The following is a 24,221-nucleotide window of genomic DNA, read 5'->3' on the forward strand; positions in this document are numbered from 1 at the left end:
CCTTCTCCAACCAGCTGATGGCGATACTCCGCCTGCTGGTGGGGGGGGCCGGCCCGCCCCCCCCCCACCCCCGGTGGTTCACCTGTGCCGGCCGTGCCCTACAGCTTCGGGTGGGCGTTCCTCATGAGCTCCTGGAACTGTGCGGAGAACCAGTGCCCGGAGACCGGCGCGTCGGGCAGCGCACCGGACTTGTTGTAGCCGTTGCGCGCGTTCCCGTTGTACGTGGGGTCGCACATCCGGTCGAAGCCCTTGCCCTCGTCGTTCGGGATCTCCTTGCTCGATCCGTCGGACTCGCCCGGCGGCTTCATCCACACGTAGGCGTCGATGCCGGCCGCGGGTGCGGCCTTCGGGCGCTCGCCGAGGCCCGCGCCCGACTGGTTGCACCAGTTGCCGATGTGGACGCGGCGGTCGTAGCGGCCGCCGTTGACGTAGGAGTCCACGTCGGTGGTGGGGCCGGGCCGCGTGGGCCGTGCCGTGCCGCCCCAGCCGTTGCGGGAGGTGTCGATCAGCATGCCGATGTCGGACCGGAAGCCGGTGGACACCAGCTGGTTGCGGAAGGCCTGGGCGAAGGAGAGCTCGTCGGTGTAGCGGTTCCAGTCGACCCACTTGGACTCGCGGACCGACCTGCCGTTGACGGAGTCGGTGATCCTGAAGTTCTCCTCCTTCAGCGCGCTGTAGTTGGCGGTGTTGGTGATGAAGCCGTGCACCTTGTCGACCGTGCTGCCCTCGGCGGTGGCCGCCTCGCGGAAGATCTGCGCGGAGGGGCCGAAGTTGTCGTCCCAGCCGATCCAGCCGTGGTGGCCCGCGTCGACGTAGTTGTAGACGTTCGGGACGGCGCCGAGCTTGTTCAGGGCGTAGCCGACGCCCTTCACGTAGTTGCCGTTGGCCTTCATCACGTCGCACTGGGGGGTCGCGGTGGGGCGGCCGCCGGTGTTGGTGACGAGGTTGGGCAGGGAGTCGATCTCGACGGTCGTGACGATGCGGAGGCTGGCGTACTTCGGGTCGGCGAGGATCCTCGCGATCGGGTCGATGTAGTCCGTCTTGTACTTGTCGATCTCGGTGGGGCCGAGCTCGCCGTTGGAGGCGAGGGCCGCGCAGTCCCGGCCGGGCAGGTTGTAGATGACCAGCTGGATGACGCCGGCGCCCTGCCGGACGGCCGTGTCGAGGTGGTCGCGCAGGCCCATCTTGCCGTTGGCGCCCTCGATGGCGGCGATCCGGTCGAGCCAGACGCCGGTGGGCTGGTTGGCGATCCGGCTGCCGCCCGGTTCGGCGTTGGCCTTCGCCCGCCATTCGGGGTTCACGTAGCCCTTGGCGCCCGCGTAGGGGTTGTCGACGCGCGCGGCGGCAGCGGTGGCCTCGGCCGTGGTGTCGCCGGTGAGTGCGACGGCGGTGCCGCCGCTCACGGCGAGCACCGTGGCGAGTGCGAGGAGGAGCGTGCGTGATCTGTGGTGTGTGCGGCTCATGGTGAGTTCGGTGCCTCTCGATGTGGGGCCGGGTGGGGCCGGATGTCGGGTCAGGTGCCGGGTCAGGTGTCGAGGGCGCGCAGATGGTCGCGCAGCCCGATGCCGAACGGGGTCGGAGTGCCGTCGTAGGAGCTGATCAGGGCCGGACCCGATGAGCAGTCCCAGGCGTTCCAGGTCCAGCCGAGGTACGAGAGCCCGCGGTCGTCGAACCACTTCATGACGCGGTCGATGAACCCGTGGGAGCAGGTGTTCTCGCCGATCTCGCCCGCGACGAGCGGGACGCGGGCGGCGACGGGGGCGAGGGTGCGGTTCCAGCAGTCCTCGTCGGCGCAGGTGTTGAAGTTGTAGACGTGCCAGGCCGCGGCGAGATTGCGGGCGGGGTCGCGGGGCGCGTGTCGCAGCCAGCCGCTCAGGTCGTTGGCGTACGCGATGCCGGCCGCGAGGACGAGGTTCCTGGCGCCCGTGGCGCGGACGGCGTCCAGCAGGTCCTGCATGCCGGCGACTTCGTAGCCGATGCCGGGGCAGCGGCCGCCGTCGCGCCAGCAGGTCCAGGCGTCGGCGGTGGTGGGGGTCGCGCGGTCGGGGTAGGGCTCGTTGAAGAGGTCGAAGACGACTTCCGGGTCGTTCTTGTACGTGCGGGCGACCGAGGTCCAGAACTCCGGGGTGTACCGGGCGTTCGGCATCGGCTTCTGGCAGCTGGCGTGGACGTCGTGGCAGCCGGCCGAGTTGCCGGTGTACTGGCCGTGGGACCAGTGCAGTTCGACGACGGGTGTCATGCCGTGCTTCTGGACGCGCTGGACCAGCTCGTCGATCGCGGCGCGGTAGTTGGCGCCGCCGTACCGCGGGTCGATGTTGCCGGTGCCGAGCCAGCACTCTTCGTTGAGGGGGATGCGGACGGTGTTGGCCTTCCAGTCCGCGATGGCCCGGACGGAGGCGTCGTCGACGGGGCCGTCGAAGAAGCCCCAGCCCTGGACGCAGGCGAACTCGCCGCCGGAGCGGTTGACGCCGAGGAGGCGGCGGGTGTTGCCCGCCGCGTCGACGAGCTTGTTGCCGTGGGCGCGCAGGACGGGTGGAGCGGCGGTCGCGGCCGGCGCGGCCGCGGTGGGCTCGGCCGCGCTCGCCGTGGGCAGGGCGGACGGCACGGTGAGGCCACCGGCGGTGAGCAGGACGCCGGCCAGCGCGACGAGCAGACGTGACAGGCGAGACGGGCGTGAAAGACGTGACAGGTGGGGCAGGCGGGAGGGACGTCGCATGAGCGACTCCTTCGAGGTCAACTCGGTGTCGGCACAGCCGATTTCGAGGCCAACTGAACGGAATCGCTCCCACTGTTGAACGCGGAAGCTATCAGTGAGTTGCCGCCGGGGCCAGACGGGTTCGCGCATTCTCCGGAGATTTACTTGTCGAATTCATTCGACAGGCCCGGCGTCGAATGAATTCGACGGTCCAATGCACGCCCACTCCCTTGACATGTTCTTGTAACACGTTGACTTTGGGAGCGCTCCCACTGGTTCCCCGCTCCCACCTCTTGGAACTCACCCCCCGACGCACCCACAGGAGGGATCCGCGCATGCGCGCCTTCCCCGGATCACCGGAACCCGAAGAGTCAAGACCCCCGCTCAGCCGGCGCCGCCTGCTCGCGATCGGCGCCGCCGCCGTCGCCGTCCCCGCCGCGACCTCCCTGACGTCCGCAGGTCAGACGGCCCACGCGGGCGAGGCCCGGGTCGCCGCGAACGAGTACGAGCAGCGCTTCCTCGACCTCTACGCGAAGATCACCGACCCGGCGAACGGCTATTTCTCGCCGGAGGGCATTCCGTACCACTCCGTCGAGACGCTCATCGTCGAGGCCCCCGACCACGGCCACGAGACGACGTCCGAGGCATACAGCTATCTGATCTGGCTGCAGGCCATGTACGGCAAGGTCACGGGCGACTGGAGCCGTTTCAACGCGGCGTGGGAAACCATGGAGAAATTCATGATCCCGACCCGCGCGGACCAGCCGACGAACAGTTTCTACAATCCTTCGAAACCGGCCACGTACGCTCCCGAATGGGATCAGCCCTCCCAGTATCCGGCCCGGCTCGGTCCGTCGGTCGCCGCCGGCAGCGATCCGCTCGCGGCCGAGCTGAGGAGCGCGTACGGCACCGACGACGTCTACGGCATGCACTGGCTGCAGGACGTCGACAACACGTACGGCCTGGGCGGGGCCGGCACCGCGCCGACGTACATCAACACCTTCCAGCGCGGCGCGCAGGAGTCCGTGTGGGAGACGGTCACGCAGCCCTGCCGCGACGCGTTCACCTACGGCGGCAGGAACGGCTATCTGGACCTGTTCACCGGCGACTCCTCGTACGCGAAGCAGTGGAAGTTCACCAACGCCCCCGACGCCGACGCGCGCGCCGTCCAGGCCGCCTACTGGGCGCACAAGTGGGCCTCCGCGCAGGGCAAGGCGGGCCAGGTGGCGACGACCGTCGCCAAGGCCGCCAAGATGGGTGACTACCTCCGGTACGCCCTGTTCGACAAGTACTTCAAGAAGGTCGGCGACTGCACGAGCCCGTCCGGCTGCGCCCCGGGCAGCGGCAAGAACAGCTCGCACTACCTGCTGTCCTGGTACTACGCGTGGGGCGGCGCGCTCGACACCTCGGCGGGCTGGGCCTGGCGCATCGGCTGCAGCCACAGTCACGGCGGCTACCAGAACCCCCTGGCGGCGTACGCCCTGAGCTCGTACGCGGCGCTCGCGCCCAGGTCGGCCACCGGCAGGGCGGACTGGCGCCAGAGCCTCACCCGCCAGCTGGAGTTCTACCGCTGGCTGCAGTCCGCCGAGGGCGCCATCGCGGGCGGCGCGACCAACAGCTGGCAGGGCAGGTACGCGCAGCCGCCCGCGGGCACGCCCACCTTCTACGGCATGTACTACGACGAGAAGCCCGTCTACCACGACCCGCCGTCCAACCAGTGGTTCGGCTTCCAGGCCTGGTCGATGGAGCGGGTCGCCGAGTACTACCACCAGACGGGCGCGTCCAACGCCAAGGCCGTCCTCGACAAGTGGGTGGCCTGGGCGCTGTCCGAGACGACGGTCGCCGCCGACGGCACGTACACGTTCCCCTCGACCCTGCGGTGGAGCGGCGCGCCCGACACCTGGAACCCGTCGAGCCCCGGGCGCAACAGCGGGCTTCATGTGTCGGTCGTGGACCGCACCAACGACGTCGGCGTGGCCGGTGCCTACGCCCGCACCCTCGTGTACTACGCCGCCAGGTCCGGCCACGCGGCGGCGAAGCGGACCGCCAAGGCGCTGCTCGACGGCATGTGGGCGCACCACCAGGACGCGCGGGGCATCGCGGTGCCGGAGAAGCGGGCCGACTTCAGCCGCTTCAAGGACGCCGTGTACGTGCCGAACGGCTGGAGCGGCACCATGCCGAACGGCGACCCGATCAACGCGTCGTCGACGTTCCTCTCCATCCGCTCCTTCTACAAGAAGGACCCCGACTGGCCGAAGGTCGAGGCGTATCTGGCGGGCGGCGCGGTGCCCACCTTCACGTACCACCGGTTCTGGGCGCAGGCGGACATCGCCCTGGCGCTCGGGGCGTACGCGGAGCTCCTCGTCTAGCCCTGCCGCTCCGTGTACGGGCCGGCCGGAAGCCCCCGCCGGGGGCCCGGCCGGCCCCTCCCCGTCCTCCTCGTGAAGGGAACCCCCATGCCCCTCGGCCCCCGCGTGTCCCCCGTCCCCCGTGTGCGGAGAGCGCGCACGCTCCCCGCCCTCCTCGGTCTGCTGGTCGGCTTCCTGGCCGGCGGGCCCGTGACGTCCGCGGACGCGGACGCCTCCGCCGCCACGGCGGCCGCCCCCGCCGCCGTGCCGTACGACTGGAAGAACGTCCGCGTCGACGGGGGCGGCTTCGTCCCCGGCATCGTCTTCAACCGCTCCGAGCCCGGCCTCGCCTACGCCCGCACCGACATCGGCGGCGCCTACCGCTGGCAGGAGTCCTCCCGGTCCTGGAAGCCGCTGCTCGACTCGGTCGGCTGGGACGACTGGGGGCACACCGGCGTCGCGAGCATCGCCTCCGACTCCGTCGACCCCGACAAGGTGTACGCGGCCGTCGGGACGTACACGAACGACTGGGACCCCGGCAACGGCGCCGTGCTGCGCTCCGCGGACCGGGGCGAGACCTGGCGCAAGGCCGACCTGCCCTTCAAGCTGGGCGGCAACATGCCGGGGCGCGGCATGGGCGAGCGCCTCGCCGTCGACCCGCACGACAACAGGGTGCTGTACCTGGGCGCGCCGAGCGGCAAGGGCCTGTGGCGCTCCACGGACTCGGGCGCCACCTGGCGGCAGGTGACGAGCTTCCCCAACCCGGGGAACTACGCGGAGAACCCGGCCGACACCAGTGGCTACGCCTCCGACAACCAGGGCGTCGTCTGGGTGACCTTCGACGAGTCGACGGGGAAGGGCGGCGGCAGGACGCGGACCATCTACGTCGGGGTCGCCGACAAGCAGAACGCCGTCTACAAGTCGACGGACGCGGGCGCGAGTTGGACGCGGGTCGGCGGCCAGCCGACCGGTTATCTGCCGCACAAGGGTGTCCTCGACGCCGAGAACGGCTACCTCTATCTCGCGTACAGCGACAAGGGCGGCCCGTACGACGGAGGCAAGGGCCAGGTGTGGCGGTACGCGACGAGGAGCGGGGAGTGGAAGAACATCAGTCCGGCCGCCGAGGCCGACACCTTCTACGGCTACAGCGGCCTGACCGTCGACCGGCAGCGTCCGGGCACGGTCATGGTCACCGGCTACAGCTCCTGGTGGCCGGACACGCAGATCTTCCGCTCCACGGACAGCGGCGCCAAGTGGGCGTCGGCGTGGGGCTATTCGTCGTACCCGAACCGTGAGAACCGCTACACGATGGACGTCTCGTCCGTGCCGTGGCTCTCCTGGGGCGCGCACCCCACTCCGCCCGAGCAGACGCCCAAGCTCGGCTGGATGACGGAGGCCCTGGAGATCGACCCGTTCGACTCGGACCGGATGATGTACGGCACGGGAGCCACCGTCTACGGCACCGAGAACCTCACCCAATGGGACGCGTCCGGAGGGAAGTTCACCATCGAACCCATGGTGAAGGGCCTGGAGGAGACCGCGGTCAACGACCTCGCCGCTCCCCCGTCCGGGGCGCCGCTGTTCAGCGCGCTCGGCGACATCGGCGGCTTCCGCCACACGGACGTGTCCAAGGTGCCGTCCCTGATGTACACCCAGCCGAACCTCTCCACCACGACCAGCCTCGACTACGCCGCTTCGCAGCCGAACACGGTGGTGCGGGTCGGCAACGCCGACGCGGCACCCCGCATCGGCTTCTCCACGGACAATGGCGCCCACTGGTTCGCCGGGCAGGAGCCGTCCGGTGTCACGGGCGGCGGCACGGTCGCCGCGGCGGCCGACGGCAGCCGCTTCGTGTGGAGCCCGGACGGGGCGGGCGTGCACACGGCGGCCGGGTTCGGCTCGTCGTGGACGGCGTCGAAGGGCATCCCGCAGGGAGCCGTCGTCGAGTCGGACCGCTCCGACCCGAAGACGTTCTACGGCTTCAAGTCCGGCACGTTCTATGTGAGTTCGGACGGCGGCGCGACCTTCACCGCGAAGGCGTCGGCCGGGCTGCCCGCCGAAGGTCCCGTGAAGTTCCAGGCCGTGCCCGGCAAGAAGGGCGACATCTGGCTGGCGGGCGGCAAGGCGGGGGCGGCGTACGGCCTGTGGCACTCCACCGACGCCGGCGCCACGTTCAAGAGGATCGAGGGGGTCCAGGAGGCCGACACCGTCGGCTTCGGCAAGGCGGCGCCCGGCGCCTCGTACCAGACGCTCTACACCAGCGCGAAGATCGGCGGGGTACGCGGCATCTTCCGCTCCACGGACTCGGGCGCGACCTGGGTGCGGGTCAACGACGACCGCCACCAGTGGGGTTGGACCGGCGCGGCGATCACCGGCGATCCGAACGTCTTCGGCCGGGTCTACGTGGCGACGAACGGCCGCGGCGTGCTCTACGGCGACACGGCGGCGCGACGCTCGCGGTAGCCCGACGACGCGGACGGGCGCCGGGACCGGCCGAGTGCGACTCGGCTGCTCCCGGCGCCTCTGACGTTCACCGGTCCACTGGCGGACAGCGGTGATCTCCGTACACTGACGCGCATGGCATGCCGCATCAGTGAGATCGTCCTCGACGTCGCCGACCCCGAACGGCTCGCCGCGTTCTGGAGCGAGGTCCTGGGGTACGTCGAGATCGGCCGGGAGGACGACGGAAGCATCGAGATCGGGCCGCCCGGCACCGGCTTCGGCGGTCCGCAGCCCACCCTCGTCCTCAGTCCCAGCAGCGCCCCGCGGGCCGGGAAGCTCCCGCTGCACCTCGACGTCAACGCCACCGACCGCGACCAGGAAGCCGAGTTGGAGCGGCTGCTCGCGCTCGGCGCGAAGCCCGCCGACGTCGGCCAGACCGGTGCCGAGAGCTGGCACGTCCTGACCGACCCGGAGGGCAATGAGTTCTGTCTGCTGCGCGCCCGGATCCAGCCCGTCTGACGACGGGGCCGGGCGTCAGCGGATCCGGCCCGCGCCCGCGTGCCGGCCGACGGCGTCCGGCACGCGCCGCGCGTCGTCCACGCCGGTCCGCAGGGTGGGGGTCCAGCCCGCGCCGGACTGCAGGGGCTCTGCCGGGAACTCCGCGTTGTGGGCGGCGATCAGGTCGACGGTCCTGCCGTTGACGCGGTTGCCGACGGCGGTGACCGGTGCCTCCTTCCACTTCTTGAGGACGCGCCCCGCGCCGACCCCGGCGGGCAGGGTGAACGCGTTGGCCTCGGCCACCAGTTGGGACTCGGCGCCGATGCCGAAGCTGTACTGGTAGCCGCTCGCCGGGGCCACGAAGTGGTTGTTGTAGGCGTCGACCTTGCCGAAGCGGACGCGCGGGGCCCGCTCGATGACGTTCCGGAACAGGTTGTGGTGCAGGGTGACGCGGAGTCTGCCGCGGTCGGTGGCGCCCGCGCTGTCGCTGTTGCCGATCATGAGGGTCTTGTCGTGGTCGGCGAAGACGTTCCAGGAAACGGTCACGAGGTCCGCGCCGCGCACGATGTCGAGCTCACCGTCGTGCCGCTGGTACAGCTCTCCGTAGTAGGACGGCAGCGTGCTGTCCGGGTGGGCGCCGTCGGTGAACGTGTTGTGGTCCAGCCACACGTGCGTCGAGCCGTACACGACCGCGCTGTCGTACTCGGAGTTCCAGGCCCCGGTCGCGCCGTCCGTGGGGTCCCACTGCGGGAAGCAGTCCAGCGGGCTCTCCAGGGTGAGGTTGCGGACGACGACGTTGTCGGCGTCCTTGATCTGGAGGCTGCCGCCGGTGATCCCCGCGTTCCTGCCCACGCCGACGATCGTCGTGTCGGAGGGGACGTACGCCTTGACGGCCGCGGCCTGCCGGGTGGCCGACGCGGCGCGCAGGTCCTCCTGTTCGCCGCTGACCGGCCGGTCCCTGCCCCACACGGCGGGGTCGTAGGCGGCGAGGTACTTCGCGAAGCCGTACCCCTCGGCCTCGAACGCCCCGCAGCCCGCGGCGTCGGCGCGCAGGACGCCCTTGACCTTGATGACCCTGGGGGCGTCACCGCCCGCGGCCAGTGCCGCCCGGAACTCCTCCCAGGTGGTGACCGTGAAGGTGTGCGCGGCGTCGGCGCCCGCGCCGCCTGTGGTGCCGCCGCCGGTCGACGCCCAGCCGTCGTGCGGCGGCAGGACGTGGCGGGCGGGCGCGGCGGCCTGTGCCGTGGCGCCGGTGGCGTTGGCGGTGGCTGTGGCTGTGGTGCCGAGGACGAGCGCGGTGCAGCCCGCGAGGACCGCGTGAGACGTACGCATGGTCAGGCTCCTTGTGGCCAGGTGATCCAGGACTCGGGGATCTCGTCGTCGAGGCGGCGCACGTCGCCAGGGGCGAGCACCCGGCGGTGCAGCAGCTCGGCGGCGACGAGGCGGGCCACGGCGATGGCGCCGGGCGGGTTGAAGTGGGTGTTGTCCTGCTCGGTCGCCGTCCAGTTGAAGTACTTCTTCGTCTCCTCGGCGCCGAGCTTCCGCCACAGCGCCCGTGACAGCTCCTGGATGTCGAGGAGCGCGACGTCCGCCTCCCCGGCGAGGGCGCGCATCGCCGCGGGGTAGTCGCCGTGGGTCGGCAGGGCGTTGCCCGCCGAGTCGAACCTCCTGCGCTCCACGGGGGTGAGGAGCACCGGCCGGGCCCCGCGCGCCCGCGCCCCTTCGACATACCGCCGCAGGTGGTCCCGGTAGGTCGTCCAGGGCTCGGTGTAGCGGGCCGGGTCGTCCTTCTTCTGGTCGTTGTGGCCGAACTGGACGAGGAGGAAGTCGCCGGGGGTGATCACGTCGAGGATCGCGTCGAGGCGGCCCTCGTCGATGAAGCTCTTCGAACTGCGGCCGTTGACCGCGTGGTTGGCGACGGGCAGCCAGTCGCGCAGGAAGAAGCGCAGGGCCATGCCCCATCCGGTCTCGGGCGCGGCGGACGCGTACTTCTGGGCGGCGGTGGAGTCCCCTGCCACGTACAGGGTGCGCACGCCCGGACCCGCCGCCGTCACCGGTCCTGCTCCTGCCACTCGGCCTGCGCCTTGTTGAGCTGCTCGGCGAGGCTGTCGAGGAAGTCCTTCGCGGACATCTTGCCGAGCAGCACCTTCTGGAAGTCGGGCTCGTTCTCCGCCTTGCTGATGGTGTTCCAGTCCGGCAGGTAGTACGGCAGCTGCACGATCTTCGTGGAGCCGTCGTTGAGCGCGGCGGCCGCGAGCTTGGTGGTCTCCGCCTTCTGCACCCAACCGTCCTTGGCGGCCTCGGTGTTGGCGGGGATGGCGCCGGCCGACTCGTTCCACTTGCTGTTGGAGGCGTGCGAGGCGGCGAACTCGATGAACTTCCAGGCGGCCTTCTTCTTCTTGCTCGACTTGAAGAGGCCGAGGCCGTCGACCGGGTTGGAGACCTGGACGCGGACGCCCGCGTCGGTCGTCGGGTTGGGCAGGCCGCGGAACTTGTCCTTGCCGAGCGCCTTCACGTGGTCCGCGTAGGAGCCGAGGTTGTGGCTGAGCATGCCGATCTGCCCGTTGTCCCACTGCGCGTTCATCTTGGTGAAGTCGTTGTTGAGGTCGGCGGAGGGTGTGGCCTTCTTGTAGAGGGCGACGTACTTCTTCAACGCGGCGACGTTCTTGGGGTGGTTGACGGTGGTCTCGTCGCCGTCCCAGAAGGAGCCGATGCCCGACTGGCCGTACATCGCGTCGAGCGCCTGCGCGATGGAGCCCTCGCCGCCGCGGATGGTGTAGCCGAAGCGGTTCGACTTCTGGTCGGTGAGTTTCTCCGCCGCCTCGTAGAACTTGGACCAGGTGGTGGGCGCGTCGAGGCCCGCCGCCTCGAACAGGTCGGTGCGGTAGTAGAGGACGCCGTTGCTGGCGGAGGTCGGCACCGTGTACAGCTGACGGCCGCCGCCGGCCGCGCGGACGCTGTCCACCATGCCCGTGTTCAGCTTGCCGTTCAGCGCGCTGCCGTCGAGGCGCTTGTCCAGCGGCTCCAGGGCGTCCTGCGCGGCGATCCCGGCGAGCATGGCGGCGCCGACGCCGCCGACGTCGGGCAGGCCGCCGCCCTGGATGGCGGTGTCGTACTTGGACTGGACGCTCTCCGCGGGCACCCCGACGTACTTGACGTCGATGTCGGGGTTGGCCTTCTCGAAGTCCTTGATGATCTCCTTCCAGATGTCGTGCCGGACGGCGGTGTTGTTGTCCCAGAAGGTGATCTCGCCCTTGCCGGAACCCTCACCCCCGCCGCCCCCGGCCGCGCCGCCCCCGTCGTCACCGCAGGCGGTGGCGGTCAGGGCGAGGACGGCGGTCAGGACGATGGCGGTCGTACTCGTTCTCGTTCTCGTGTTCATCGTCGGCTCTCTTCTTCAGTGGTGATCCGGAAGTGCGTGAACAGAGCGGTACCGGCGGGTCCGGTGCCGGTGGGCGCGGCCGCGAACAGGCCGAGCAGGGCGCCGACCCAGTTCCAGGGGGTGGCGGCGAAGACGGGGCCCGAGGCGCGGAATCCGTCGCCGGTGTCGGCGTGGAAGCGGCAGCGGGCACCCTCGCCGACCTCCACCCGCAGCCGTGCCGTGCCGTCCGGCGCCGGTCGCGGGCGCTCGGCGTCGCGCTCCGGACCGCCCCGCTCGGCGAACCGGTGCACGAGCAGGACCGTGCCGTCGGTGTCCCGTTCCAGGCCGATCCAGGAGTACGCGTCGCCGAGCACCGCGAACCCGGCCCGCGCGCCCGGCGCCTCCGCCGGGAGGCTCAGCCGGGTCTCCGCGACGCACGGCGCGAGCGGGAGGCGCTGGGTGAGCACGTGCGGCAGGGCGCGCGGGTCGGTCGCCTGCCGGGTGCGCACACACGCCAGTTGCAGCCCGTCCCCGGTGTGCGAAGTCGCCCATCCGTCGCGGGGGTTGGCGGTCCACTGCCACTGCCGCCCGTACCGGCCGCCGGGGAAGTCGTCGTCGGTGGCGGGCGCGGACCGGGGCTGCTCCGGGAGCAGGGGCTTCCGGTGTACGTCGACGGGGGCGCCGTCGGCGCCGAGCACCGGCCACCCTTCGGCGTCCCAGCGCATCGGCTGGAGGTGGACGACGCGTCCGTACGCGCCGCGCTGCTGGAAGTGCAGGAACCAGTCCTCGCCGCGCGCGGTGCGCACCCAGCCGCCCTGGTGCGGTCCGTTGACGTCGGTGCCGCCCTGCTGGAGCACGATCCGTTCCTCGTAGGGACCGTGGAAGCAGCGGGCGCGGAAGGCGCCCTGCCAGCCGGTCTCGACCCCGCCGGCCGGGGCGAGGATCCAGAACCAGCCGTCGTGCCGGTAGATCTTGGGCCCTTCGAGGGTGAACCAGCCGGGGATCCGGTCGCCGTCGATCAACGTCCGTCCCTCGTCGAGGAGTTCACTGCCGTCGGCGCTCATGCGGTGGCCCGTGATGCGGTTCTTCACGCCGGACCGTGACTTGGCCCAGGCGTGCACGAGGTGGGCGGTGCCGGTCTCCTCGTCCCACAGGGGGCACGCGTCGATGAAGCCCTTGCCGGGCTTGAGGAGGTGCGGCCGGGACCAGGGGCCGCGGATCTCGGGGGCGTTGACCTGGAAGATGCCGTGGTCGGGGTCGCCCCAGAAGATCCAGAACCGCCCGCCGTGGTGGCGCAGGGACGGCGCCCAGATCCCGCAGTCGTGCCGCGGCACGGCGAAGGCCTCCGCGGGTTCCAGGCGCTCGACGGCGTGCCCGATCAGCGTCCAGTTGACCAGGTCGCGCGAGTGCAGCAGAGGCAGGCCGGGGGCCCGGCCGAAGCTGGACGCGGTGAGGTAGAAGTCGTCGCCGACCCGCAGCACGTCGGGGTCGGACCAGTCGGCGGCGAGCACGGGGTTGCGGTAGGTGCCGTCGCCGAGGTCGCCGGTGGTCCGGCCCGACAGGGGTGCGCTCACGCCGTCACCGCCTTGCGCACAAGCGCCGCCGCCTCGTCGCGCTCCAGGGCGCCGTCGACGACGACGGTCACCACGCGGCGTACGACGGTGTCGCCCGGCGCGACGGGGAGCCGGGCGTCGGCGGCGAGGGAGGAGCCGACGCCGGGGTACTCGGTGGCGCGCACGAACCACGGGTCGTGGCGGGTCGTCGCGGTGGCCCCGGCGAACACCAGGGTCCAGCCGTCGCCGGACAGGGCGAGCCAGTCCGCGCGGGCGGCGTGCCCCGACGCCTCGCCGTCGGTGTCCGCGGTGAACACGCGCGGGGGCGCGGACTCCTTCGGGGCGCGCCAGAAGAAGCCGCCGTATCCGGCGCCGGGGCGGCCGTTGGTGGCGGGGCTGCCGACGGACAGCACCGCGCCGGTGGCGTTGGTGAGGGAGAAGGTGAAGTCCAACGCCCAGGCGGCGGCGGTCAGTTCGACGGCGGCGACGGTGCGGCGCTCGCTCAGCAGCACCTCTCCCCCGGCCGACCAGGTCAGGTCCTCCACGAAGCCGTCGGGGTCCTGGAGCTTGAACCCCTGGTGGCGCTGGACTCCGTGGTTGTCGAGGTCGACGGGGCCCTGGTCCCGTACGAAGGTGCGGCCGCCCCAGAAGTTGCGGCCCGCCACGTCGGGGACGGCCACGCCGACGCCGAGGTGGTGCGGGTGGTCGGCGGGGCACAGTTCGCTGACCGGGGTTCCCGCGAGGGTGGTGACGGGGTGCAGGTAGGGGCGCGGGGACAGGTGCGGGTCCAGCTCGGGCCGGTAGGCGTAGCGGCCGACGGGCCGTCCCGCGCAGCGCAGGACGAGGGATTGGTTCATGACGTACTCACCTCGTTGTGAATGTCGTCGGAGCGGGCCGGGCCCAGTCGGTGCCGAGCTCGGAGTAGAGGCGGAGGGTGTCGGCGGCGACCGTGACGAGGCCGTCGATGCCGTGCACGACGCGGCGTTCGGCGTGCTCGCCCGGGGCCGTGCTCCAGACCGGTGTGGGCAGGGCGACCGGGTCGGGGGCGGTCCTGACGGCTTCGACGACCCGCATGAAGGCGCCGGTCGCGGCGGGCGGGACGAGGAGCCGGGCGCGGCCGGTGAGGTGCTCGACCAGGTTCTCCAGGAGGTCGGTCCTGCCGTGCGTGGTGGTGTGCTCCGGGACCGGGCCCTCGCCCTCGCGGCGCACCTCCACCCGGTCCTGCCGGTACCAGAAGGTGATGCGTCCCCGGGTGCCGTGCACGACGACGTACGGTTCACCGCTCGTGTGCGCGCACAGCGTCGCCGCCACGGTGACCCGGCCGCCGTCGGCCGTGCGGACGCGCACGCACGACGTGTCGTCGGACTCGATGGCGTTGGCACGGAACAGTTCGGTCTCCACCTCGGTGACGTCCTCGGCCGCGCCGGCGTCCGCCAGGGCGAGGGCGGTGGCGACGGCGTGCGCGAGGGGGTTCGTCAGGACGCCGTCGACGACGTCCGCCCCGTCGAGGCGGCGGCGCCCCGCCCACGGCGCGCGGCGGAAGTACGCCTCGTCCCGCACCCAGGCGCCCGCCCCGCCGACCCCGGTCACGTCGCCGACCGCCCCCTCGGCGATCAGCCGGCGGATCGCGGGGACGGCGTGCGAACCGAGCGACTGGAAGCCGATCTGGACCGTGGTGCCCGCCGCCTCCGCGCCGTCGGCCATCCGCCGGAACTCCTCGTAGGAGGGGGCGGGCGGCTTCTCCAGGAGCAGGTGGACGCCGCGCGCGGCGGCGGCGAGGGCCAGGGTCGTGTGGGTGGGGATGGGGGTGCAGACGACGGCGACGGCTGCGCCGGTCGAGTCGAGCAGCCCGGCGAAGTCGTCGGACTGCTGAACCGCGCCGAACCCGGCGAGCTCCGCGCCGTCGAGCGGCCGCAGCTCGCAGACGCCGACGAGGCGTACGAGACCGGCGTGCTGGAGGCGGCGGATGTTCTCCAGGTGCCAGGCGCCGTGGCCGCGCGCCCCGGCCAGGACGACGGGCAGCGGTGGGCGCAGGTCCCTCATCCCTTCACCGCCCCGGCGCTGAACCCGGTGACCAGCCACTTCTGGATGAAGGCGAAGACGATGACCACGGGCACGGCGGCGACGACACCGCCCGCGGCGAGCGCGCCCAGGTCGACGCTGTCGGCGCCCATGAGGGTGGCGAGGCCCACCGGGATCGTCTGCTTGCCCTGGTCGCTGAGGAACATCAGGGCGAACAGGAAGTGGTTCCAGCTGTGCACGAAGGCGAAGGAGCCGACGGCGATGAGGCCGGGCCGCAGCATCGGCAGGACGATGGCGCAGAAGGCGCGGAAGCGCCCGCAGCCGTCGACCCAGGCGGCCTCTTCCAGGGAGTACGGCACGTTCTTGATGAAGCCGCTGATCAGGATCATGGAAAGCGGGAGCTGGAAGACCGTCTCCGCGATGATGACGCTGGCGAGCGAGTTGATCATCTGGAGCTCGGCGAAGATCTGGAAGAGCGGCACGAGCATCAGGGCGCCGGGAATGAACTGCGAGCACAGCAGCGCCAGCATGAAGCCGCGTTTGATGCGGAAGTCGAAGCGGGCCAGGGCGTAGCCGCCGGCGAGGGCGACGAGCGTGGTCATCACCATGGAGGCGACGCCGACGAGCAGGCTGTTCTGGAAGAAGGTGGCGAAGCTGCGCTCGGTCCACACCTTGTCGAAGTGCTCGAAGGTGACGGGCCACGGCACGAGGGACGTGGAGCCGCTGGGCCGCAGGGCGAAGAGGAGGATCCAGTAGAAGGGGATGAGGGTGAAGAGGAGGTAGAGGCCGAGGGGGAGGTAGATCTGCCAGCGGGGCGCCTCGTCCCAGGCGCGCTTCCTGCCTTTGCCCGGCCGCCTCCGCTGCCGGGCCTGCTGGAGCTGCTGCTGTTCCGTGACGGTCGCGGTGGTCATGGCGGTCACTTGTCCTGCCCCCCGAACTTGCTGAGCCGCAGATAGAGCAGCGAGCAGAAGAGAAGAATCACGAAGGCGATGGCGGTCAGCGCGGAGGCGTAGCCGAAGTCGTGGGAGTCGACGGCGATGGACGCGATGCGCAGCGGCAGGGTCGTGGTCTCGCCCGCGGGCCCGCCGCCGGTGAGGGTGTAGAGCAGGTCGACGTTGTTGAACTCCCAGACCGCGCGGAGCAGCGTGGACAGGATGATGGCGTCCTTCAGGTGCGGCAGCGTGATGTGGAAGAACTGCCGGACGCGGCTCGCGCCGTCCACCTCGGCCGCCTCGTACAGGTCCTTCGATACGGACTGGAGGTCGGCGAGGATGAGGATCGCGAAGAAGGGGACGCCGCGCCAGAGTTCGGCGACGACGACGGCGGGGAAGACGGTGCCGGTGTCGGAGAGCCACGAGGTGCCGTAGGAGCCGATGCCGGCGTCCGCGAGGTAACGGGTGATCCCGGTCTGGGAGTTGAAGATCAGCAGCCAGATCGTGGAGGTCAGCACGCCGGAGACGGCCCACGGCGAGAAGACGAGGGCGCGGGCCATCGCGCGGCCGACGAAGGTCTGGTTGACGAGCAGCGCGAGGGCGAGCCCGAGCAGGAGTTGCAGGACGACCTCGACGGCCACCCACTGGAAGCTGAAGCCGAGGGTGCGCCAGAAGTCCGGGTCGTCGGTGAACGCCGTCACGAAGTTCTCGAAGCCCGCGTAGCCGTTGCGCCACGGCTTGGTGGGGTTGTAGTGGCGCAGGCTGTAGTAGAAGACGCTGATCACCGGGTAGGCGATGAAGCCGAGCATCAGCAGGGCGGCGGGGGCGATCAGCAGGTACGGCAGGCGGCGCGGGGTCGTCCCGGTCCTGCGCCGCTTCTTGTGCGGGGGTGGCGGCGCCCCGGCGGTGCTGGGCGGCGGCTTCGCCACGGCTGCGGCGTGGGCCATGACACTACTCCGATCGTGGAGGTACGAGTGCTACGAGGTGCTGCGAGGTTCTGGGTGCGGGTGAAGCGCTTCGCGTACGACGTTCGGTATCTCGAACACGAAGAAGAGGGGCTGGGTGTGGCGGTCAGCCCGCGTACGGGTCCGGCACCGTGCCCGGCCTGGCGAGGAACGCGAAGTCGCATCCCGTGTCGGCCTGGGTGATCTGCTCGCTGTAGAGCGCGCCGTAGCCGCGCTCGTAGCGCTCGGGCGGCGCGGTCCACTCGGCCCGCCGCCGGTCCAGCTCCTCGTCCGTCACTTCGAGGTGCAGGCTGCGCGCCGCGACGTCGAGGGTGATGAGGTCACCGGTGCGCACCAGGGCGAGCGGCCCGCCGACGTGCGACTCGGGCGCGACGTGCAGGACGCACGTGCCGTACGAGGTGCCGCTCATCCGCGCGTCGGAGATCCGCACCATGTCGCGCACGCCCTGCTTCAGCAGGTGGTCCGGGATGGGCAGCATGCCGTACTCGGGCATGCCGGGGCCGCCCTTGGGCCCGGATCCGCGCAGTACGAGCACGTGATCCGGTGTGATGCCGAGCGCCGGGTCGTGGATGGTGCGCTGCATCGTGCGGTAGTCGTCGAAGACGACGGCCGGGCCGGTGTGCCGGAGCAGCCGCGGGTCGGCGGCGATGTGCTTGATGACGGCGCCGTCCGGGCAGAGGTTGCCGCGCAGGACGGCGACGCCGCCTTCCGCGGCGACGGGGTTGTCGCGGGGGCGGATCACGTCGTCGTGGTGGACGCGGGCGCCCGCGAGCTGTTCGCGCAGGGTGTCGTGCGCGACGGTGGGGCGGTCCAGGTGCAGCAGGTCCGTGATGCGGGAGAGGAACCCGGGCAGCCCGCCCGCGAAGTGGAAGTCCTCCATCAGGTACTTCTCGCCGCCCGGCCTGACGTTGGCGAGGACCGGCACGGTGCGGGCGATCCGGTCGAAGTCGTCGAGGGTGAGCTTCACCCCGGCGCGGCCGGCGAGCGCGATGAGGTGGATGACGGCGTTGGTGGAGCCGCCGAGTCCGAGGACGGTGGTGACGGCGTCCGCGAAGGCGTCCGGGGTCAGGATGTGGGACAACCGCAGGTCGCGGCGGACGAGTTCGACGATCCGCAGCCCCGACGCGGCCGCCATCCTGTCGTGCCCCGAGTCGACGGCGGGGATGGACGAGGCGCCGGGCACGGTCACCCCGAGCGCCTCGGCCGCGGCGGTCAGCGTGGAGGCGGTGCCCATGGTCATGCAGTGGCCCGGGGAACGGGCGAGACCGCTCTCCAGTTCGGTCAGCTCGCAGTCGCCGATGAGTCCGGCACGGTGGTCGTCCCAGTACTTCCACATGTCCGTGCCGGAGCCGAGGGTCTCGCCCCGCCAGTGCCCCGGCAGCATGGGCCCCGCGGGCACGAAGACGGCCGGCAGGTCGACGCTCGCGGCGCCCATGAGCAGCGCGGGCGTCGTCTTGTCGCAGCCGCCGAGCAGCACGGCGCCGTCGACGGGATAGGAGCGGAGCAGTTCCTCGGTCTCCATGGCGAGGAGGTTCCGGTAGAGCATCGGCGTCGGCTTCTGGAAGGTCTCGCTGAGCGTGGCGACCGGGAATTCCAGGGGGAAGCCGCCCGCCTGCCACACGCCCCGCTTGACGGCCTGGGCGCGGTCGCGCAGGTGGGAGTGGCAGGGGTTGATGTCGGACCAGGTGTTGAGGACCGCGATGACGGGCTTGCCCAGGTGCTCCTCGGGGAGATAGCCGAGCTGCCGGGTGCGGGCCCGGTGGCTGAAGGACCGCAGCCCCGCGGAGACGCTGTCGCCGTACCACTGGCCGCTGCGCAGTTCGCGGGGCGGGCGCCCGCCCGCGCCGGTCATCCCGCCCGTGCCGGTCATATGGACCACCCCGCGACGATGGCGGCGACCTCGGCCCGCTCCGCCGCCGGCAGGAGGCTGCTCGGGGCGCGCACGTCCCGGCGGCAGAGTCCCAGCGTGGCCAGGGCTTCCTTGACGACGGTGACGTTGTTCGCCGAGCCGTCGGCCGCGCGCAGCTCCTCGAAGCGGCGGATCCGGGCCCAGACCGCCATGGCCGCCGGGTAGTCACCGGATCGAAGCGCTTCGATCATGTGCAGCGAAAGGCTCGGGGCGACGTTCACGAGCCCGGAGGTGAAGCCGGTGGCGCCCGCCGAGAAGTACGAGGGGGCGTACGGCTCCGCGAGTCCGGCGATCCACACGAACCGGTCGAGCCCCGCGTCGCGCGCGAACCCGGCGAAGCGCACCGCGTCCGGCACGGCGTACTTGACGCCGATGACGTTGGGACAGGCGTCGGCGAGCTCGGCGAGGCGGGCGCCGGGCAGGGCCGCGTCGCGCAGGTAGGGGACGACGCCGAGACCGGGGACGGCCTCGGCGATGGCCCGGTGGTAGTCGACCCAGCCGTCGTCGGAGACGTAGGGGTGCACGGGCTGATGGACCATCACCATGTGGGCGCCGACCGCCTCGGCGTGCCGGGCGGCGGCCACCGCGGTGGGCACGTCGTGGCCGACACCGACGAGGATCGCGGCCCGCCCCGCCGCCTCCTCGACGGTCGACTCGACGACGGCGCGACGCTCGTCGGGGGCGAGGGCGTAGAACTCGCCCGTGTTGCCGTTCGGCGTGAGGGTCCGCACCCCGGCGTCGAGCTGCCGGCGCAGCAGCTTGCGGTGGGCACCGTGGTCGATCGAGCCGTCCTCGGCGAAGGGCGTCACCGGGATCGCCACGACGTCGGCGAGCGCGGCACGCCGGTCCGCGAAGGGCGGCGGTGTCACGTGGGTCACTGGAGGTCCCCTTCCGAGGGAAAGGCGCGCTGCACGAACGACGCGATGTGGCGGTGCAGCGCCTCGGCGGCACCGTCGGCGTCCCCGGCGAGGGCGAGCCGCAGGATCTCCTGGTGCTCGGTGGCCTCGCGGGCCCACGAGGGGTCGGCCGACCAGGCGACGGCGGAGACGAGGGCGGCCTGGTCCCGCACCTCGTCGAGGAGGCGGCCGAGGAGCGGGTTGCCGCAGGCGGAGTACAGCGTGCGGTGGAACTCGCGGTTGGCCAGCGAGCGTTCGGCGGCGTCCTCGGCGAGGTCGGCCCGCGCCAGGGCCTCGCGTGCGGTGTCGAGGGCCGCGCCGCGCCGGACGGTGCGGCGCAGCGCCTCGGGCTCCAGGAGCAGCCGCACGTCGTACACTTCGCGCGCCATGGCCGCGTCCACGGTGCGTACGGCGGCTCCCTTGTACTGGCTCATCGCGACGAGCCCGGTGCCCGCCAGCGTCTTGAGGGCCTCGCGGACGGGCGTCTTGGAGACCCCGAACTCACCGGCGAGCTCCGTCTCGACCAGTGGCTGTCCTGGTCGCAACTCGCCGGTGAGGATGCGGTGTTTGATCGCTTCGAGCACGAACTGCGTGCGCGAGGGGATCGGGGTCGGCACGGACGTCATGGGCACCCTCAGATCTCACGTATCGCGTATCACGTCTCATATATGACGTACGAAGTACGACGCGTAGAAGTTAAGAGGGCGCCAGGGCTTCGTCAACGCTTCTGACAAAAGAAGCGGCGACGACTTTGACCAGAGCCCTAGCGGTGGCCGAACCAGCGTGCCGCCGGTAGCAGTTGGCGGTCGTAGCCGAACAGCGCCTGGTTCTCCCAGGCGTTGCCGGAGGAGGGGTCGGCGGGATCCCAGCCGCTGCCGTCGACCGCCGTCCACGCGGGCTCCCAGTAGACGACGCCGAGTCCGCGTCCGCCGGGCACGGCCTCGACGACGTTCATGACGTCGCGCAGGTTGGCGGCCTGTCCGGCGGGGGTCGCGGGGTAGCCGGCGGCGAGCTGGTCGGTGCGGGCCAGGTTGTTCTCCAGACCGTCGCCGTTGGCCAGGGTGTGCGCGTAGGCGGTCTCGGCGACGAGGACGGGCTTGCCGTAACGGGCCGCCGCGTCGTCGAGGTTGGCCTGCAGTTCGTTCAGTGGCCCGTGCCAGTAGCCGTAGTAGGAGAGGGCGATGACATCGAAGGGCACGCCACGCGAGACGGCCTGGTCGAACCACCAGCGCGTGCCCGCGTTGTCGCCGCCCTCGGCGAGGTGCAGGGCGACCCGTGTGCCCGACGACACGGCCTTCGCGGCCCGGGCGCCGGACGTCAACAGGCCCGCGAGCTGCGCCCAGTTGTCCGTCGAGCCCTCGGGCCAGAGCATGCCCGCGTTGAGTTCGTTGCCGATCTGCACCATGTCGGCGGTGGTGCCCTGCGCCTTCAGGGCGTTCAGGACGTCGTACGTGTGGTCGTACACGTCCTTGGTCAACTGGCTGTAGCCGTGCGACGCCCAGGCGGCGGGCTTGTTCTGCTTGCCCGGGTCGGCCCAGCTGTCGGAGTAGTGGAAGTCGACGAGCAGCTTCATGCCGCGGGCCTTGGCGCGGGCCGCCGTGGCGAGGACCTTCGCCTTGTTGTTGTAGCCGTCGGCGGGGTTCACCCACACTTTGAGGCGGGCGTAGTTCATGCCCGCCGACTTCAGGATGGCGAGGGCGTCGCCGCTCGTGCCGTCGGCGTAGCGGTAGGTGGCGCCGTGCGCCTCGTTCTTGGCGAGCGTGGAGACGTCGCCGCCCTTGACGGACAGGCCCGTCGAGCCGGGCGCGAAGGTGATGTCGTCGAAGTTGGCCCACTCCCCCGCGTGGGCGTCCGAGTACAGGCGCACGGTGCAGGCGCCGCCGGTGACGCGCACGGACGTGACGAGGCGGATCCAGCCGCCGTTCGGCGTGGGCGGCAGGTCGGTGCGCTGCTCGGCGCTTCCGCTCTTCAGCGCGATGTAGGCGGCGTTCTGGCCGCCGCTGGACCGGGCCCACGCCGTCAGCGTGTACGGGCCGTCGGCCAGGCCGGTGAGGTACTGGTACGTCTCCACCTTGTAGGCCGAAGTGGCCCAGTGGGAGAGGCGGGTGCTGCCGCCGTGACCGCCCGCCTCGGTGAACGCGGCGGCGGTGGTGCCGTATCCGGACCAGCCCGTCAGGCCGTTCTCGAAGCCGCCGTTGGTGAGGGTGCTCGCGGCCCGTGCGCCCGGGGCGGGCAGGGCGAGGGCCGCGGCCCCTCCGAGGGCGGCGGCCAGCAGTCCTCTGCGGGAGGTGCGGGCCACGGTTGTGTGTGCTGCGTTGTTGCCGTGCATCGTCGATGTCCCTTCGACGTAGCGGTACTCGGGCGGAAAGGAGGAGAAGGGGGAGAAAGAGGAGAAAGAGTGCGGCGGCGCCGCGCACGGTTGTGCACGGCGCCGCCGCGTCCGGCCGGCAGTCCCCCACGGACCACGACCGGGGTCGGTGTGACGCCAGGCGTCAGACACCAGGTGTCAGGCGTCAGGCATCAGATGTCAGGCGTCCAGGTGCACCACACGCACGGCCCCCGCGGGCACCGCCATGCGGCCCGCCGCGCGTTCGCCAGTGAGCAGCTCCGTGCCGTGGGCCTCCAGCGGCACCTTCACCTCGGAGTCGGTGTGGTTGATGACGAAGAGGAAGCTCCCCGACTCCCCCGTGCGGCGCACCACCTCGACGTCGCGCGGGAGTTCGGCGCGCGGCTCGATCCCCGCGTCGCCGCCCGCCGCACCCAGGATCGCGTCCAGCTCGCGGGCGCCGAGCCGCGTGGAGACGTACCAGGCGGTGCCCTCGCCGAGCCGGTGCCGGGTGACGGCCGGACGTCCCGCGGCGAGCCCGTCCTCGTACGTCCACACCGTCTCGGCGCCGCGCGGCACCACGAACTCCGTCCACACGTCGCCGGTCAGCTCCGCGCCCCCGGGCCCGGAGATGCGCACCGTCTCCCCCGCGAGCAGCGGTGAGAACTCCTCGACGGTCAGGCCGAGTACGTCGCGCAGGGCGCCCGGGTAGGGTCCGGGGTGCACGGCGTCGTGCTCGTCGACGATGCCGGAGAAGTAGGAGACGACGAGGGTGCCGCCGTTCTCCACGTAGGCGCGGAGGTTGCGGGCGGTGGCCTCGGTGGCGAGGTAGAGCGCGGGCACGACGACAAGGGGATAGGCCGACAAGTCGGCTTCTGGGTGCGCGAAGTCGACTGTCAGGTGCCGGTCGTAGAGGGCCTCGTAGAAGCTGTCGGCGCGCTCGCGCGCGTCGTGGTCCTCGCTCGGCCGCCACTCCAGGGACTGCGCCCACCACGAGTGCCAGTCCCAGAGGACGGCGGCGTCGGCGACGGTTCGAGTGCCCCGGGCAGGGCTCAATGCGCTCACGTCCGACCCCAGTTGGACGACCTCCCGCCACACCCGCGACTCCGTGCCGGCGTGCGGGAGCATCGCCGAGTGGAACTTCTCCGCACCCCGCCGCGACTGCCGCCACTGGAAGAACATGGCGCCGTCGGAGCCGCGCGCCACGTGCCCCAGCGAGTTGCGCGCCATCTCGCCCGGCGCCTTCGCGGGGTTGCGGGGCTGCCAGTTGACGCCACCCGCGGCGTGCTCCATGAGCAGCCAGGGCGCGCCGCCCGCGACGGAGCGCGTCAGGTCGGCGGCCATGGCGAGGTTGACGTGCGTACGGCGTCCGTCGGTGATCAGGTAGTGGTCGTTGGAGACCAGGTCGACCTCGCGCCCCCACGCCCAGTAGTCGACGGAGTCGCACTGGCTGAGGGCCGTCATGAAGTTGGTGGTGACGGGGATGCCGGGGGCGAGGCGGTGCAGGATGTCGCGCTCGCGGACGAAGTTCTCGCGCATCGTGGCGTCGGCGAAGCGCCGGTAGTCGAGGGCCTGCGCCGGATTGCCGACGGTCGGGGTGGCGCGGGGCGGGTCGATCTCGTCGAGGCTGCCGTAGCGCTGGCCCCAGAACGCCGTGCCCCAGGCTTCGTTGACCGCGTCCACCGTCCCGTACGTCGCCTCCAGCCAGCGGCGGAAGCGGGCGGCGCAGGTGTCGCAGTAGCACGCGGAGACGGGCACGCCGTACTCGTTGTGGACGTGCCACAGGGCGAGCGCCGGGTGGTCGGCGTACCGGGCGGCGAGCCGGGTGGTGATGTCTGCGGCGGCCTCGCGGTAGGCGGGGTTGCTGTGGCAGATGGCGCCGCGTGAGCCGAATGCGTACCGCACGCCGTCGGCGGTGACGGGCAGCGCGTCGGGGTGGGCGCGGTAGAACCAGGCGGGCGGCGCCACTGTAGGCGTGCCGAGGTCGGCCCGGATGCCGTTCTCGTGCAGCAGGCCGAGGAGCCGGTCGAGCCAGCCGAAGTCGTGGGCGCCCGGGGCGGGTTCGAGGAGCGCCCAGGAGAAGATGCCGACGCTCACCATCGTGACGCCGGCCTCGCGCATCAGCCGGACGTCGTCCCGCCAGTCGGATTCCGGCCACTGCTCCGGGTTGTAGTCCCCGCCGAAGGCGAGGCGGGTGAGGCCCTTGGGGGCGTGGTCCGGCATGGATCTCTCCCGAAGATCGATCATTTGGGAACGTGCACACACGCCGTCAGC

General features: G+C 71.6%; 17 protein-coding genes and 1 pseudogene. 3 read left to right on the top strand and 15 right to left on the bottom strand.

What is annotated here, in order from left to right; all coding sequences use genetic code 11:
- Positions 1–98: 98 nt before the first annotated feature.
- Both AB0H82_RS28010 and AB0H82_RS28015 read right to left on the bottom strand, forming a co-directional pair.
- A complete protein-coding gene (locus tag AB0H82_RS28010) occupies positions 99–1,463 on the bottom strand; it encodes a glycoside hydrolase family 6 protein (protein ID WP_362997463.1) in 1,365 nt (454 codons plus the stop codon).
- Positions 1,464–1,525: 62 nt separating this feature from the next.
- Positions 1,526–2,716, bottom strand: a complete 1,191-nt coding sequence (locus AB0H82_RS28015; RefSeq protein ID WP_362997465.1) for a cellulase family glycosylhydrolase — start codon at positions 2,714–2,716, stop codon at positions 1,526–1,528.
- 470 nt (positions 2,717–3,186) lie between these two features.
- Here AB0H82_RS28015 and AB0H82_RS28020 point away from each other — a divergent pair.
- From AB0H82_RS28020 to AB0H82_RS28030, 3 genes and pseudogenes are all read left to right on the top strand, one after another.
- Positions 3,187–5,064: pseudogene (locus AB0H82_RS28020) on the top strand (glycoside hydrolase family 48 protein); the annotation flags it as partial.
- Positions 5,065–5,187: 123 nt separating this feature from the next.
- Positions 5,188–7,506 carry a xyloglucanase gene (locus AB0H82_RS28025; RefSeq protein WP_362997620.1) on the top strand — a complete coding sequence of 773 codons (2,319 nt, stop codon included), beginning with the start codon at positions 5,188–5,190 and terminating at the stop codon, positions 7,504–7,506.
- Positions 7,507–7,620: 114 nt separating this feature from the next.
- A complete protein-coding gene (locus AB0H82_RS28030) occupies positions 7,621–8,004 on the top strand; it encodes a VOC family protein (protein WP_362997467.1) in 384 nt (127 codons plus the stop codon).
- Between the two features lie 15 nt (positions 8,005–8,019).
- Here the strand turns inward: AB0H82_RS28030 and AB0H82_RS28035 are convergent, their stop codons facing one another.
- The 13 genes from AB0H82_RS28035 to AB0H82_RS28095 form a co-directional block, all read right to left on the bottom strand.
- Entirely contained in the window at positions 8,020–9,315 is a 1,296-nt protein-coding gene (locus tag AB0H82_RS28035) for a polysaccharide lyase family 1 protein (protein ID WP_362997469.1), read from the bottom strand.
- 2 nt (positions 9,316–9,317) lie between these two features.
- Complete coding sequence (locus AB0H82_RS28040) at positions 9,318–10,037, bottom strand: rhamnogalacturonan acetylesterase (RefSeq protein ID WP_362997470.1); 720 nt, start codon at positions 10,035–10,037, stop codon at positions 9,318–9,320.
- On the bottom strand, positions 10,034–11,365 hold the full coding sequence (locus AB0H82_RS28045; protein ID WP_362997472.1) for a sugar ABC transporter substrate-binding protein: 1,332 nt from the start codon (positions 11,363–11,365) through the stop codon (positions 10,034–10,036). Before AB0H82_RS28045 ends, AB0H82_RS28040 begins: the two co-directional genes overlap by 4 nt.
- The gene (locus AB0H82_RS28050) at positions 11,362–12,918 is read right to left on the bottom strand and encodes a family 43 glycosylhydrolase (RefSeq protein ID WP_362997474.1); all 1,557 of its coding nucleotides are present in this window, start codon (positions 12,916–12,918) and stop codon (positions 11,362–11,364) included. The genes AB0H82_RS28045 and AB0H82_RS28050 overlap by 4 nt, the downstream gene beginning before the upstream one ends.
- Positions 12,915–13,754, bottom strand: coding sequence for a PmoA family protein (locus tag AB0H82_RS28055; RefSeq protein ID WP_362997476.1), 840 nt, complete (start codon positions 13,752–13,754; stop codon positions 12,915–12,917). Before AB0H82_RS28055 ends, AB0H82_RS28050 begins: the two co-directional genes overlap by 4 nt.
- Positions 13,755–13,761: 7 nt before the next feature.
- Positions 13,762–14,940: a Gfo/Idh/MocA family oxidoreductase gene (locus AB0H82_RS28060; RefSeq protein WP_362997478.1), complete on the bottom strand. Its 1,179-nt coding sequence runs from the start codon at positions 14,938–14,940 to the stop codon at positions 13,762–13,764.
- A complete protein-coding gene (locus tag AB0H82_RS28065; RefSeq protein ID WP_362997480.1) occupies positions 14,937–15,830 on the bottom strand; it encodes a carbohydrate ABC transporter permease in 894 nt (297 codons plus the stop codon). The genes AB0H82_RS28060 and AB0H82_RS28065 overlap by 4 nt, the downstream gene beginning before the upstream one ends.
- Positions 15,831–15,835: 5 nt before the next feature.
- On the bottom strand, positions 15,836–16,798 hold the full coding sequence (locus AB0H82_RS28070; RefSeq protein ID WP_362997482.1) for a sugar ABC transporter permease: 963 nt from the start codon (positions 16,796–16,798) through the stop codon (positions 15,836–15,838).
- A 124-nt stretch (positions 16,799–16,922) separates the two neighbouring features.
- Positions 16,923–18,686 (bottom strand): L-arabinonate dehydratase, encoded by a 1,764-nt coding sequence (gene araD, locus AB0H82_RS28075; protein ID WP_362997484.1) that lies wholly within the window; start codon positions 18,684–18,686, stop codon positions 16,923–16,925.
- Complete coding sequence (locus tag AB0H82_RS28080; RefSeq protein WP_362997622.1) at positions 18,683–19,594, bottom strand: dihydrodipicolinate synthase family protein; 912 nt, start codon at positions 19,592–19,594, stop codon at positions 18,683–18,685. Before AB0H82_RS28080 ends, araD begins: the two co-directional genes overlap by 4 nt.
- Before the next feature lie 5 nt (positions 19,595–19,599).
- The gene (locus AB0H82_RS28085) at positions 19,600–20,247 is read right to left on the bottom strand and encodes a GntR family transcriptional regulator (RefSeq protein WP_362997486.1); all 648 of its coding nucleotides are present in this window, start codon (positions 20,245–20,247) and stop codon (positions 19,600–19,602) included.
- Between the two features lie 137 nt (positions 20,248–20,384).
- Positions 20,385–21,920 carry a glycosyl hydrolase 53 family protein gene (locus AB0H82_RS28090; RefSeq protein WP_362997488.1) on the bottom strand — a complete coding sequence of 512 codons (1,536 nt, stop codon included), beginning with the start codon at positions 21,918–21,920 and terminating at the stop codon, positions 20,385–20,387.
- A gap of 228 nt (positions 21,921–22,148) precedes the next feature.
- Positions 22,149–24,170 (bottom strand): beta-galactosidase, encoded by a 2,022-nt coding sequence (locus tag AB0H82_RS28095; RefSeq protein ID WP_362997490.1) that lies wholly within the window; start codon positions 24,168–24,170, stop codon positions 22,149–22,151.
- Positions 24,171–24,221: the final 51 nt, after the last annotated feature.

The sequence above is a fragment of the Streptomyces sp. NPDC050732 genome (assembly GCF_040654255.1).
Lineage (GTDB): Bacteria > Actinomycetota > Actinomycetes > Streptomycetales > Streptomycetaceae > Streptomyces.

Coding starts and splice junctions, on each gene's coding strand:
- AB0H82_RS28010 (WP_362997463.1), bottom strand. CDS start 1,463: ATGAGCCGCACACACCACAGATCACGCACGCTCCTCCTCGCACTCGCC.
- AB0H82_RS28015 (WP_362997465.1), bottom strand. CDS start 2,716: ATGCGACGTCCCTCCCGCCTGCCCCACCTGTCACGTCTTTCACGCCCG.
- AB0H82_RS28030 (WP_362997467.1), top strand. CDS start 7,621: ATGGCATGCCGCATCAGTGAGATCGTCCTCGACGTCGCCGACCCCGAA.
- AB0H82_RS28035 (WP_362997469.1), bottom strand. CDS start 9,315: ATGCGTACGTCTCACGCGGTCCTCGCGGGCTGCACCGCGCTCGTCCTC.
- AB0H82_RS28045 (WP_362997472.1), bottom strand. CDS start 11,365: ATGAACACGAGAACGAGAACGAGTACGACCGCCATCGTCCTGACCGCC.
- AB0H82_RS28055 (WP_362997476.1), bottom strand. CDS start 13,754: ATGAACCAATCCCTCGTCCTGCGCTGCGCGGGACGGCCCGTCGGCCGC.
- AB0H82_RS28060 (WP_362997478.1), bottom strand. CDS start 14,940: ATGAGGGACCTGCGCCCACCGCTGCCCGTCGTCCTGGCCGGGGCGCGC.
- AB0H82_RS28065 (WP_362997480.1), bottom strand. CDS start 15,830: ATGACCACCGCGACCGTCACGGAACAGCAGCAGCTCCAGCAGGCCCGG.
- AB0H82_RS28070 (WP_362997482.1), bottom strand. CDS start 16,798: ATGGCCCACGCCGCAGCCGTGGCGAAGCCGCCGCCCAGCACCGCCGGG.
- araD (WP_362997484.1), bottom strand. CDS start 18,686: ATGACCGGCACGGGCGGGATGACCGGCGCGGGCGGGCGCCCGCCCCGC.
- AB0H82_RS28085 (WP_362997486.1), bottom strand. CDS start 20,247: ATGACGTCCGTGCCGACCCCGATCCCCTCGCGCACGCAGTTCGTGCTC.
- AB0H82_RS28095 (WP_362997490.1), bottom strand. CDS start 24,170: ATGCCGGACCACGCCCCCAAGGGCCTCACCCGCCTCGCCTTCGGCGGG.